Genomic DNA, 12094 nt, shown 5'->3' on the forward strand with positions numbered 1-12094 from the left:
ATGTCGCAAGCGGCTCTGAATGCACGCGATCGCGAGGCGGATAACGGCCCGCGCCGCAGCAATGGCACCCAACTGGCAGGGATAATTTTCCTGCTGATGGTGTTGGGTACCATCCTGTGGTGCGGCTGGGTAGTGGTAGGTTGGATGCAAGATGCCAGCCGTCTGCCGCTCTCAAGGCTGGTATTGACCGGTGAGCGCCATTTCACCACCAACGACGATGTTCGCCAGGCGATCTTGGCTTTGGGAGCACCGGGCACCTTTATGACGCAGGATGTGGATATCATCCAGCAGCAGATCGAACGTCTGCCTTGGGTCAAGCAGGCCAGCGTACGTAAACAGTGGCCGGATGAGCTGAAAATCCACTTGGTGGAGTATGTCCCGGTGGCGCATTGGAATGATTTGCACATGGTTGATGCCGAGGGCAAATCGTTCAGCATTCCGGCGCAGCGTTTGGGCAATCAGAAATTACCGTTGCTCTATGGCCCGGAAGGCAGCGAACAGGATGTTCTGGAAGGTTACCGCGCGATGAACGACGTGCTGGCAGCCAGCAAGTATCAGCTAAAGATGGCGTCCATGACGGCCCGCCATTCGTGGCAGTTGGCTTTGGATAACGATGTTCGGCTGGAACTGGGACGTGACGATCGCATGGGACGCTTGCAACGCTTCATCGGGCTTTATCCGGTGCTGTTGCAGCAGGCGCAGGCGGAAAACAAGCGCGTCAGCTATGTCGATTTACGCTATGACTCCGGTGCCTCAGTCGGCTGGGCTCCGGCGTTTATCAACCCGCAGGCAGCAGCAGGTGATCGGCCAAACAGTAATCAGCAACAGAATCAGGCACAGGCAAAACAACAATGATCAAGTCGACGGACAGAAAACTGGTAGTTGGACTGGAGATCGGTACCGCAAAAGTCTCCGCATTGGTGGGGGAAGTTTTGCCCGATGGCATGGTCAACATTATCGGGGTGGGCAGTTGCCCGTCTCGCGGTATGGATAAAGGTGGCGTTAACGATCTGGAATCGGTAGTCAAGTGCGTACAGCGCGCTATCGATCAGGCCGAACTGATGGCGGATTGTCAGATTTCTTCGGTTTACCTGGCCTTGTCGGGTAAGCACATCAGCTGTCAGAACGAGATCGGGATGGTGCCGATTTCCGAAGAGGAAGTGACGCAGGAAGATGTGGAGAACGTGGTGCATACCGCCAAGTCGGTGCGTGTGCGTGACGAACACCGCATCCTGCACGTTATCCCTCAGGAATACGCCATCGACTATCAGGAAGGTATCAAAAACCCGGTTGGGTTATCCGGCGTGCGTATGCAGGCCAAGGTGCACCTGATCACCTGCCATAACGATATGGCCAAGAACATTGTCAAGGCAGTGGAACGTTGTGGTCTGAAAGTGGACCAACTGATTTTCGCCGGTCTGGCCGCCAGTTATGCGGTGCTGACCGAAGATGAGCGCGAGCTCGGCGTCTGTGTGGTCGATATCGGCGGGGGCACCATGGATATGGCGGTGTATACCGGCGGTGCTCTGCGCCACACCAAAGTGATCCCTTACGCCGGGAACGTGGTCACCAGCGATATCGCCTACGCCTTCGGCACGCCGCCGACCGACGCGGAAGCGATTAAAGTTCGACACGGTTGTGCACTTGGGTCGATTGTTAGCAAGGATGAAAGTGTTGAGGTTCCTAGCGTGGGGGGAAGGCCTCCTCGGAGTCTGCAAAGACAGACATTGGCTGAAGTGATTGAGCCGCGCTATACCGAACTGTTGAATCTGGTTAACGATGAAATATTGCAATTGCAGGAGCAACTGCGTCAGCAAGGGGTGAAGCATCATCTGGCAGCGGGTATTGTGCTGACCGGCGGTGCCGCCCAGATTGATGGCCTGGCAGCCTGTGCGCAACGGGTATTCCATACCCAGGTACGCATCGGCCAACCCTTGAACATCACGGGTCTGACGGATTACGCGCAAGAGCCTTACTATTCTACAGCGGTCGGGCTGCTGCACTATGGAAAAGAGTCTCACCTGAGCGGTGAGGCAGAAGTAGAAAAACGCGCCTCGGTGGGCAATTGGTTTAAACGTATCAATAGCTGGCTGAGAAAAGAGTTTTAATGTTTAGACAAAGAGATCATGCTGAGTAATCTTTTTATGATCTCGCAGCGACAGGCACAAAACGGAGAGAAACTATGTTTGAACCAATGGAACTAACCAATGACGCGGTGATTAAAGTCATCGGCGTCGGCGGTGGCGGTGGCAACGCCGTTGAACACATGGTGCGCGAGCGCATCGAAGGTGTTGAATTCTTCGCCGTTAATACAGACGCTCAGGCGCTGCGTAAAACGGCAGTTGGCCAAACCATCCAGATTGGTAGCGGTATTACCAAAGGTCTGGGTGCAGGCGCGAACCCGGAAGTGGGTCGTAATTCAGCGGAAGAAGACCGTGAAGCCCTGCGCGCCGCTCTGGAAGGTGCAGACATGGTCTTCATTGCGGCTGGCATGGGTGGCGGTACCGGTACCGGTGCTGCACCAGTGGTGGCAGAAGTAGCAAAAGATCTGGGTATTCTGACCGTGGCCGTGGTGACCAAGCCTTTCAACTTTGAAGGCAAGAAGCGCATGGCATTCGCTGAGCAGGGTATCGCCGAGCTGTCCAAGCACGTGGACTCACTGATCACCATCCCGAACGACAAGTTGCTGAAAGTTCTGGGCCGTGGCATCTCTCTGCTGGACGCGTTCGGCGCGGCCAACGACGTGCTGAAAGGTGCGGTGCAGGGTATTGCCGAACTGATCACCCGTCCAGGCCTGATGAACGTCGACTTTGCTGACGTGCGCACCGTGATGTCCGAAATGGGCTACGCGATGATGGGTTCTGGCGTCGCCTGTGGCGAAGACCGTGCCGAAGAAGCGGCGGAAATGGCGATCTCCAGCCCACTGCTGGAAGATATCGACCTTTCCGGCGCCCGTGGCGTGTTGGTCAACATCACCGCTGGCTTCGACCTGCGTCTGGATGAGTTCGAAACCGTGGGTAACACCATCCGTGCTTTCGCTTCCGACAATGCGACCGTGGTAATCGGTACCTCGCTGGATCCGGAAATGAACGACGAACTGCGCGTGACCGTAGTCGCGACCGGTATCGGTATGGACAAACGTCCTGAAATCACCCTGGTAACCAATAAACAGGCCAGCCAGCCAGTGATGGATCACCGTTACCAGCAGCATGGTATGTCACCGCTGCAGCAGGAAGTGAAACCTGCCGCCAAGGTGGTGAACGATCAGAGCGCGCAACCAAACAAAGAGCCTGATTATCTGGATATCCCGGCCTTCCTGCGTAAACAGGCAGACTAGGAATAAGCTGATAATTTGGAATCTCCGCTCTTTGTGCTAAACTGTCCCGCCGGCCTTGCTGTATGCTGGGCTGGTTGGATTGATAACATTGCGAGATAAAACGATGATCAAACAAAGGACATTAAAACGTATTGTGCAGGCGACTGGTGTCGGTTTACATACCGGCAAGAAAGTCACGCTGACAATGCGCCCAGCGTCGGCTAATACCGGGGTCATCTATCGTCGCACTGACTTGAATCCACCGGTTGATTTCCCGGCTGATGCCAAATCCGTGCGTGATACCATGCTCTGTACTTGCTTGGTAAATGAGTCGGACGTGCGTATTTCCACCGTTGAGCATCTTAATGCTGCGTTGGCGGGCTTGGGCATCGACAACATCATCATTGAAGTTGACGCTGCCGAAATCCCGATCATGGACGGTAGTGCCAGCCCGTTTGTCTATCTGTTGCTGGATGCCGGCATCGAAGAGCTGAACTCGGCGAAGAAATTCCTGCGTCTAAAAGACACCGTACGTGTTGAAGATGGCGACAAGTGGGCAGAGCTGTCCCCGCATAACGGGTTCCGCCTGGACTTCACTATCGACTTCAACCACCCGGCGATTGATGCCAGTACCCAACGCTATCGTCTGGATTTCTCAGCCGATTCGTTCGTACGCCAAATCAGCCGTGCGCGTACCTTCGGTTTCATGCGTGATATCGAGTATCTACAGTCCCGTGGCTTGGCCCTGGGCGGCAGCTTCGATTGCGCGATTGTGGTGGATGACTATCGTGTCCTCAACGAAGACGGCCTGCGCTTCGAAGACGAATTCGTACGCCACAAAATGCTGGATGCCATTGGCGATCTGTTCATGTGCGGCCATAACATCATTGGCGCGTTCACCGCGTACAAATCAGGCCATGCGCTGAACAACAAGCTGCTGCAAGCCGTGCTGGCGAAACAGGAAGCTTGGGAATACGTGACATTCCAGGATGAAGCCGAAATGCCGTTGGCATTCAAGGCTCCGTCAACCGTACTGGCCTAAGCTGCCAAGACGTCAATTACTTATCACGACCGGTCTCGTTGGCTCTCTCTCCTGCCAACGAGGCCAGTCGTTCCAACACCTTACGTAATCTTTCAGGGCTCTGCGCCGCCAATCCCCGTAATGCATCCGCACTTTCCAGGCTCAAATGACGCATAGGCACCTCCGTTTGCTGGCCATTTTCCGTGCTTTTGCCGTGGTTTTGTACCTGGCTGCTGCCTTTTGCCATCAACGAAGGATTAATCCTGATGTCGATTGACGACAAAGATGGTAGAATTTGCGCTCGTAGTGCGGATAGCAGGCTGGGTTGTTCATAGCGTAAGCGCATCATCCAACTGGCATTGGCGGTTTCCAGCACTAAAATACCCTGTCTGAAGTTGGCGACACGGCACCAAGGGTGCAGCTGAGCGGGCAATAACCCCTTCACGGCACGATTGAGTTTCAGTAGCGCAGTGGCGCGTTGCTGAACGTTATGCAGCGGTCCTTTCTCTGTTGCAGACGCGTCGTCAAACAGGATATCTAATAATTGTGGACGGCTATCGCGCATAATGGGCTCCGGCGGATAATAAACACGTGATCGGTATTCTAAATCGTTGGCGACAATTTGGCAGACGTTATTTCTGGCCTCATCTCCTGTTGGGGATGGTAGCGGCTACGCTTGGCGTACCGCAAAATCTGTCCGGCACCGTCGATCAAAGCGCATTACCGAGCACCTCGTCCAGTCTTAACCGGCAAAATTCCGTCAGTCACGCCTTCAACAGCTTGGCGTTACTGCAAGAAGTGCATCGTCGCCCAACGTTTAACGTTGATTACTGGCACCAGCATGCGCTTCGAACCGTCATTCGTCACCTCTCTTTTGCTCTGGCACCTCAGGCCGTCTATGCCCGGGTGCAGGAAGCGGAGACCGTTGCGGTTGAACCTCCATTACAGGTGGCTCAGCTTGCCCTGCTCTCCACGCTCAATGCGCTACTGACGCACGAGCCAAAACCACCGACTATCATTCGTGATACCCATCACCCCATCGTTCCTTCTTTGGCGCAGCATCATGCCGGGCTGTGGCTCGCTCAGGTGCAAGGTATTCGCGCCGGGCCGGCAGCCCTCGGCTAATCTTTGCCCTCCGGGCAGCAAAAAACAAACAACACAACAGCTTGTTGACGGCCATTATGGTGTCGTCGCGTAAGAGATATAAAGAATCATGTTAATCAAACTATTGACCAAAGTTTTTGGTAGCAGCAACGATCGTACCCTGCGCCGCATGCGCAAAGCGGTTGAGATGATCAACCGTATGGAACCAGACATGGAAAAACTGTCTGACAGCGAATTGCAGGCTAAGACCGATGAGTTCCGCGCACGTCTGAAAAAGGGCGAAGTGCTGGAAAGCCTGATCCCGGAAGCCTTCGCCGTAGTGCGCGAGGCCAGTAAGCGAGTCTTCGGCATGCGTCACTTCGACGTACAGCTGCTAGGCGGGATGGTGCTTAACGACCGCTGTATCGCCGAGATGCGTACCGGTGAAGGTAAAACCCTGACCGCAACCCTGCCTGCCTATCTGAACGCCCTGAGCGGCCGTGGCGTGCACGTGGTTACCGTCAACGACTACCTGGCCCAGCGTGACGCCGAAAACAACCGTCCGCTGTTTGAGTTCCTGGGTTTGAGCGTGGGTATCAACTTGCCCGGTATGCCTGCTCCGGCCAAGCGTGAAGCCTATGCCGCAGATATTACATACGGTACCAACAACGAATACGGCTTTGACTACCTGCGTGACAACATGGCGTTCAGCCCGGAAGAGCGCGTACAGCGTAAGCTGCACTATGCGCTGGTGGATGAGGTTGACTCCATCTTGATCGACGAAGCGCGTACGCCGCTGATCATCTCCGGCCCGGCCGAAGACAGCTCAGAGATGTATAAGCGGGTTAACAAGCTGATCCCAAAACTGATCCGTCAGGAAAAAGAAGACTCCGACACCTTCCAGGGTGAAGGGCACTTCTCGGTCGATGAAAAAGCGCGCCAGGTTCACCTGACCGAACGCGGCCTGATCATGATCGAAGAAATGCTGATGGAAGCGGGCATCATGGATGAAGGCGAATCTCTGTATTCACCAACCAACATCATGCTGATGCACCACGTCACCGCCGCGCTGCGTGCCCACGTGCTGTTTACCCGTGACGTTGACTATATCGTTAAAGACGGTGAAGTCATTATCGTTGACGAACACACCGGCCGTACCATGCAGGGCCGTCGCTGGTCCGATGGTCTGCACCAGGCGGTAGAAGCCAAAGAAGGCGTAGAGATCCAGAACGAAAACCAGACGCTGGCTTCGATCACCTTCCAGAACTACTTCCGTCTTTACGAGAAGCTGGCCGGTATGACCGGTACGGCGGACACCGAAGCCTTCGAGTTCAGCTCCATCTACAAGCTCGATACCATCGTGGTGCCGACCAACCGCCCAATGATCCGTAAAGATATGCCGGATCTGGTCTACATGACCGAAAAAGAGAAGATCGCGGCGATCATTGAAGATATCCGTGAGCGTACCTCCAACGGCCAACCGGTGCTGGTGGGTACCATCTCGATCGAGAAATCCGAAGTGGTTTCCCGTGAACTGACCAAGGCAGGCATCGAACATAAAGTTCTGAACGCCAAATTCCACGCCATGGAAGCCGATATCGTGGCCAACGCGGGTCAGACTGGCGCGGTAACTATCGCGACCAACATGGCCGGCCGTGGTACTGATATCGTATTGGGCGGTAGCTGGCAGAGCGAACTCTCCCATCTGGAAGAGCCGACTGAAGAGCAGATTGCCGAGATTAAAGAGGCTTGGAAAATTCGTCACGACGCCGTGCTGGCCGCCGGTGGTCTGCATATTATCGGTACCGAACGTCACGAATCACGTCGTATCGACAACCAGCTGCGTGGCCGTTCCGGTCGTCAGGGTGATGCTGGTTCTTCCCGCTTCTACCTGTCAATGGAAGATGCGCTGATGCGTATTTTCGCCTCGGATCGTGTTTCTGGCATGATGCGTAAACTGGGTATGAAGGATGGCGAAGCCATCGAGCACCCGTGGGTCACCAAAGCCATTGCCAATGCGCAACGCAAGGTTGAAAGCCGTAACTTCGATATTCGTAAGCAACTGCTGGAATACGATGACGTGGCCAACGACCAGCGCCGTGCGATCTACAGCCAGCGTAACGAATTGCTCGACGTGTCCGACGTGAGCGAAACCATCAACAGCATCCGCGAAGACGTGTTCAAAACCACCATCGATAGCTACATTCCGCCGCAGTCGCTGGAAGAGATGTGGGACGTGAAAGGGCTGGAAGAACGCCTGAAAAACGACTTCGATCTGGATATGCCGATCGCCGAGTGGCTGGATAAAGAGCCAGAGCTGCACGAAGAAACGCTGCGTGAGCGTATCATGGCGAAGGCGAAGGAAGATTACCTGCGCAAAGAAGAGGTTGTTGGCACCGAAATGATGCGCAACTTCGAAAAAGGCGTGATGCTGCAGACGCTGGACTCCCTGTGGAAAGAGCACCTGGCGGCGATGGATTACCTGCGTCAGGGTATCCACCTGCGTGGCTATGCGCAAAAGGATCCGAAGCAGGAATACAAGCGTGAATCCTTCAACATGTTTGCTACCATGCTGGAATCGCTGAAATATGAAGTGGTCAGCGTGTTGAGCAAGGTTCAGGTGCGCATGCCGGAAGAGGTTGAAGCCCTGGAATTGCAACGTCGTGAAGAAGCCGAGCGTCTGGCACGTCAGCAACAGCTGAGCCACCAGGAAGAAAACGCCTTGGCGGTCACCGATCCGAACGCTCCGGCTGTCGCCGAACGCAAAGTAGGGCGTAACGATCCTTGCCCATGCGGTTCCGGTAAGAAATACAAGCAGTGCCACGGCCGCCTGCAAAAGTAAGCCGGGTATAGTGAACGTTTAACGGTAAGGGCTCAGCATGCTGAGCCTTTTTTTAGATGGTAACATCTGGAGGATGCGATGAAGCACCTGAACATCGCCGTAGGGATTATCCGTAACCCGCAGCAGGAAATCTTCATCACACGCCGCGCTGCTGATTCGCATATGGCGGGTTTCTGGGAGTTCCCCGGTGGCAAGATTGAGCAGGGCGAAACGCCGGAGCAGGCATTAGGCCGCGAACTGCTGGAGGAAACCGGCATCCACACTAATCAGGTACGGTTATTGGACGTACTGGAGCACCGTTTCACCGATCGGATCGTGACGCTGAATTTCTACCTGGTGGAGGATTGGGCGGGTGAACCCTATGGCCGTGAAGGCCAGCCGATGCGTTGGGTGAAGCAGGCCGACCTGCGTGAGGAAGAGTTCCCCGAAGCCAACGTCAGTATCATCAAACTGTTGGTGGCGCAGGCCAGTGCCGCGTAATGCATTTTAGGCCTGGGCTACCAGGCCTAATAACACCACTTTAAAGATCCTTATCTTACTCGACTCGTCCATGAGCCTCGCCCTTTCAGGGCCGCTGCAAGCAGCGTTCAAATCGGTTCCTGACCGATTTGTCGTTCACTCCAATCTTCGCTTTCATTCAGCTCATTATTGCTGGGAATGCGTTTCTCTTCATCGGCCCATTCACCGAGATCGATCAACTGGCAGCGCTTGCAGCAGAACGGGCGATGCGGGCTGACTTCCCCCCAAACCACGCCTTTGCCACAGGTTGGGCATTTTACTACGGTCATATTCATTCCTTTCTCCCTCATACCCGTCGCCTTTCAAGCTGCAGCGTTGTGCACAACTCGGCCCATCCCTGGGCCTCACCCCTTCGGGGCCGCTGCAAGCAGCGTTCAAATCTGTTCCTGACAGATTTGTCACTCACCCCAGTCACTTACAAAAGTAAGCTCCTGGGGATGAGTGAGCTTGGTGCCTAGCTGCAACTTGAAATTCATAGGGTATAAAAGGTTAATTTCATATGCTAGCAACAGGCCAGCTCAAAGGTTAGACGCTCTGGCACTGTGCCGTTTTCGCTGTCTAGCGGCAGGAAACGGATGGCATAGCGCGTCTTGTGGCCGGAAATCTGCGGGTAAAGCTGGTAAGCCAGATTAATACGTAAGCGTAACAGATCTGCACCCTCGGCGTTATCTTGGAAGAAGCCGTTGAGACTGATCTGATTGCGAAACGGCCCGGCCTGGCGCACCAGATCCAACACGACGGTCAGCGCCTGATTCAAGGGTTCGAGGGTTTGCAACCAGTCTGCCACGTCCGCATCACGCTCATGCTGTGCCACGTGCATCCACATATGCAGCGTAGGCAAATCAAAGCTGCAACAGCCGCCAGGGATGCTCAGACGTTGACGAACCAGGCTAATCAGCCGATCTTCACGCAGCGCCTGGCCCATACGCGGGGCAGACATCAGCGCAGATGCACAGCCTTTCAACCGGCTGCGAAGCTGATTGACCACCGAGATATCGACACCGGGCATTTCTGCCCACTGTAATAATTTCTGCTGCTGGCGTTCCAGCTCTTTGAGTAGTTCGGTGCGTACTTCGCCACGTTCCAATACGTCCAGCAGGTCTGCAACGGTACGGAAAAAGGTCAGGGCGATAGCGGTTTCGCTCAGTGCTCTTTGGCCATGCAACTGTTGTAATAAAAACTCGATCCGCAGCCAGGTGCGCATTTTTTCATTTAACGGGTGTTCAAAGAGAACGGTCGGGGAAGCGTCACTCATTCGGTGTGATCCTGTCGGGTCGCTGAGGTTGCCAGCTCAAGATAGTGTTGATGCAATGCGGCGACATGGGATTCAATTCCTTGTGCGCTACCGCTATTGTCAATTACGTCATCCGCCACGGCCAGGCGTTGTTCGCGCGTGGCCTGTGCAGACAGAATATTCAGCGCCTGCTGGCGGCTGATACCGTCGCGGGCCATGGTTCTGGCCAATTGTGTTTCGCTGTCGACATCCACCACTAAAACGCGGTCGGCACGATCTTGCAGGCCGTTTTCTACCAGCAAGGGCACTACCCATAGTACGTAACAACTCTGAGCGTTGGCTAGTTGGCGTTGCGTTTCCCGCTGGATCTGCGGGTGCAGCAACTGGTTTAGCCAGCGCTTTTCGCCTGGATCGCTGAAGATCCGCTGGCGCAAAGCCGCACGGTTGAGGGATCCGTCCGCCAGCAACATTTCATTACCAAAATGTGCCGCAATGGCGTCCAATGCCGGGGTTCCAGGCTCAACAACCTGGCGAGCAATGATATCTGCATCCACAATGGCCACGCCAAAACGAGCAAAGGCGTTGGCAACGGTGGACTTACCGCTGCCGATACCGCCGGTTAATGCTACTAGGTAGGCCATGGTCGAAGGGGATCCTGATATTCACCAAAAATAATAAACGAATCATAAAGCGATCGCGCAGAAGTGCAAGCGGGTGCGTGCGACTTGCCCTGCGCTTGGCGTTTTGAGTGGGATATTTGAGCAGCGGCATTGGGAAAGTGAGGCGGCAATCACATTGGGGTTTAGCAGGTAAATTTGTGGGATTGTACCGTAAATAAAGGCGAAATCGCAGTCTTGCCGAGCGATTATTAGTGCGTATGATAACACCACTGGAACTGGCAATAACAATACCCGTCGCCTTTCAAGCTGAAACTTGAAATTCATAGGGTAGTGGTTCGAAATCCCCTTGCGATCCGTCGCCAAAAACCAGGAAATCATAAGTCATGCGTATTGAAGAAGATTTGAAGTTAGGCTTTAAAGATGTGTTGATCCGCCCAAAGCGTTCCACGCTGAAAAGCCGCTCGGAAGTTGAACTGGAGCGCCAGTTTACCTTCAAACATTCAGGTTGGAACTGGTCCGGTGTGCCGATTATTGCCGCCAATATGGACACGGTTGGCACCTTCCGCATGGCCGAGGCCCTGGCATCCTTTGACGTTCTTACCGCCGTCCATAAACACTACACCGTTGAGCAATGGGCCGAGTTTGTTCAGCGCTCGTCCGAATCCGTGTTGCGTCATGTGATGGTGTCTACCGGTACTTCCGAAGCCGACTTCGTCAAGATGAAGCAGATCCTGGCGCTTTCCCCGGCGTTGAAATTTATCTGTATCGACGTAGCCAACGGCTATTCCGAACACTTTGTTGCCTTCCTGAAAAAAGCCCGTGAAGCTTGCCCTAGCCATGTGATCTGCGCGGGTAACGTGGTTACCGGTGAAATGGTGGAAGAGCTGGTGCTGTCCGGTGCCGACATCGTCAAGGTTGGGATTGGCCCTGGTTCGGTCTGTACCACTCGTGTGAAAACCGGCGTGGGTTATCCGCAGCTTTCCGCAGTGATCGAGTGTGCCGATGCCGCACACGGCCTGGGCGGGCAGATTGTCAGCGATGGCGGCTGTTCTGTACCGGGCGATGTGGCGAAAGCCTTTGGCGGCGGTGCAGACTTTGTCATGCTGGGCGGAATGTTGGCCGGGCACGACGAGTGTGAAGGCACCGTAGTGGAAGAGAACGGTGAGAAATTCATGCTGTTCTACGGTATGAGCTCAGAGTCTGCCATGAAACGCCATGTGGGTGGGGTTGCTGGCTACCGTGCGGCAGAAGGCAAAACCGTCAAGCTGCCACTGCGTGGTGAAGTTGAGTTCACCGTGCGCGATATTCTCGGTGGTCTACGTTCGGCCTGTACTTACGTGGGCGCGGAGCGTCTGAAAGAGCTGACCAAACGCACCACCTTTATCCGCGTGGCGGAGCAGGAAAACCGCGTTTTCGGCAGCAAGTAACTGCCTGGCTTTGTAGGGCGCAGCAATGCGCC

The 12094-nt window shown here is 54.7% G+C and carries 12 protein-coding genes; 8 read left to right on the plus strand and 4 right to left on the minus strand.

The features are described 5' to 3' along the window. The 4 genes from ftsQ (at window position 1) to lpxC (ending at window position 4358) form a co-directional block, all read left to right on the plus strand. Entirely contained in the window at window positions 1-855 is an 855-nt protein-coding gene (ftsQ, locus tag KAJ71_RS01180) for a cell division protein FtsQ (protein WP_248944002.1), read from the plus strand. Continuing rightward, the gene (gene ftsA, locus KAJ71_RS01185; protein WP_004950148.1) at window positions 852-2108 is read left to right on the plus strand and encodes a cell division protein FtsA; all 1257 of its coding nucleotides are present in this window, start codon (window positions 852-854) and stop codon (window positions 2106-2108) included. Before ftsQ ends, ftsA begins: the two co-directional genes overlap by 4 nt. Before the next feature lie 74 nt (window positions 2109-2182). Then, window positions 2183-3337, plus strand: a complete 1155-nt coding sequence (ftsZ, locus tag KAJ71_RS01190) for a cell division protein FtsZ (protein ID WP_024483522.1) — start codon at window positions 2183-2185, stop codon at window positions 3335-3337. 103 nt (window positions 3338-3440) lie between these two features. Then, window positions 3441-4358: a UDP-3-O-acyl-N-acetylglucosamine deacetylase gene (gene lpxC / locus KAJ71_RS01195; RefSeq protein ID WP_025120498.1), complete on the plus strand. Its 918-nt coding sequence runs from the start codon at window positions 3441-3443 to the stop codon at window positions 4356-4358. 16 nt (window positions 4359-4374) lie between these two features. Here the strand turns inward: lpxC and KAJ71_RS01200 are convergent, their stop codons facing one another. Beyond that, window positions 4375-4902, minus strand: a complete 528-nt coding sequence (locus tag KAJ71_RS01200) for a DUF721 domain-containing protein (protein ID WP_248944003.1) — start codon at window positions 4900-4902, stop codon at window positions 4375-4377. A 26-nt stretch (window positions 4903-4928) separates the two neighbouring features. Here KAJ71_RS01200 and secM point away from each other — a divergent pair, with 26 nt between their 5' ends. The 3 genes from secM (at window position 4929) to mutT (ending at window position 8742) form a co-directional block, all read left to right on the plus strand. Further along, window positions 4929-5462 (plus strand): secA translation cis-regulator SecM, encoded by a 534-nt coding sequence (secM, locus tag KAJ71_RS01205; RefSeq protein WP_121608691.1) that lies wholly within the window; start codon window positions 4929-4931, stop codon window positions 5460-5462. 88 nt (window positions 5463-5550) lie between these two features. Beyond that, window positions 5551-8262, plus strand: coding sequence for a preprotein translocase subunit SecA (gene secA / locus KAJ71_RS01210; RefSeq protein ID WP_248944004.1), 2712 nt, complete (start codon window positions 5551-5553; stop codon window positions 8260-8262). Window positions 8263-8340: 78 nt separating this feature from the next. Next, window positions 8341-8742, plus strand: coding sequence for an 8-oxo-dGTP diphosphatase MutT (gene mutT / locus KAJ71_RS01215; RefSeq protein ID WP_248944005.1), 402 nt, complete (start codon window positions 8341-8343; stop codon window positions 8740-8742). Between the two features lie 107 nt (window positions 8743-8849). Here the strand turns inward: mutT and yacG are convergent, their stop codons facing one another. The 3 genes from yacG to coaE form a co-directional block, all read right to left on the minus strand. Continuing rightward, complete coding sequence (gene yacG / locus KAJ71_RS01220) at window positions 8850-9056, minus strand: DNA gyrase inhibitor YacG (protein WP_248944006.1); 207 nt, start codon at window positions 9054-9056, stop codon at window positions 8850-8852. 227 nt (window positions 9057-9283) lie between these two features. Next, a complete protein-coding gene (gene zapD / locus KAJ71_RS01225) occupies window positions 9284-10036 on the minus strand; it encodes a cell division protein ZapD (RefSeq protein WP_248944007.1) in 753 nt (250 codons plus the stop codon). Next, window positions 10033-10656 carry a dephospho-CoA kinase gene (coaE, locus tag KAJ71_RS01230; RefSeq protein ID WP_248944008.1) on the minus strand — a complete coding sequence of 208 codons (624 nt, stop codon included), beginning with the start codon at window positions 10654-10656 and terminating at the stop codon, window positions 10033-10035. The genes zapD and coaE overlap by 4 nt, the downstream gene beginning before the upstream one ends. A 362-nt stretch (window positions 10657-11018) precedes the next feature. On the opposite strand from coaE, the gene KAJ71_RS01235 reads away from it, so the two are divergent. Continuing rightward, window positions 11019-12062, plus strand: a complete 1044-nt coding sequence (locus KAJ71_RS01235; protein ID WP_248944009.1) for a GMP reductase — start codon at window positions 11019-11021, stop codon at window positions 12060-12062. Window positions 12063-12094 lie beyond the last annotated feature (32 nt).

It is taken from the genome of Serratia silvae (assembly GCF_023282985.1).
GTDB classification, from domain to species: Bacteria; Pseudomonadota; Gammaproteobacteria; order Enterobacterales; family Enterobacteriaceae; genus Chania; species Chania silvae.

Bases quoted from the DNA above. Each gene is read 5' to 3' on its own strand.
- secA (WP_248944004.1), top strand. From the start codon at position 5,551: ATGTTAATCAAACTATTGACCAAAGTTTTTGGTAGCAGCAACGATCGT.
- yacG (WP_248944006.1), bottom strand. From the start codon at position 9,056: ATGAATATGACCGTAGTAAAATGCCCAACCTGTGGCAAAGGCGTGGTT.
- mutT (WP_248944005.1), top strand. From the start codon at position 8,341: ATGAAGCACCTGAACATCGCCGTAGGGATTATCCGTAACCCGCAGCAG.
- zapD (WP_248944007.1), bottom strand. From the start codon at position 10,036: ATGAGTGACGCTTCCCCGACCGTTCTCTTTGAACACCCGTTAAATGAA.
- KAJ71_RS01235 (WP_248944009.1), top strand. From the start codon at position 11,019: ATGCGTATTGAAGAAGATTTGAAGTTAGGCTTTAAAGATGTGTTGATC.
- coaE (WP_248944008.1), bottom strand. From the start codon at position 10,656: ATGGCCTACCTAGTAGCATTAACCGGCGGTATCGGCAGCGGTAAGTCC.
- KAJ71_RS01200 (WP_248944003.1), bottom strand. From the start codon at position 4,902: ATGCGCGATAGCCGTCCACAATTATTAGATATCCTGTTTGACGACGCG.
- lpxC (WP_025120498.1), top strand. From the start codon at position 3,441: ATGATCAAACAAAGGACATTAAAACGTATTGTGCAGGCGACTGGTGTC.
- ftsQ (WP_248944002.1), top strand. From the start codon at position 1: ATGTCGCAAGCGGCTCTGAATGCACGCGATCGCGAGGCGGATAACGGC.
- ftsA (WP_004950148.1), top strand. From the start codon at position 852: ATGATCAAGTCGACGGACAGAAAACTGGTAGTTGGACTGGAGATCGGT.
- ftsZ (WP_024483522.1), top strand. From the start codon at position 2,183: ATGTTTGAACCAATGGAACTAACCAATGACGCGGTGATTAAAGTCATC.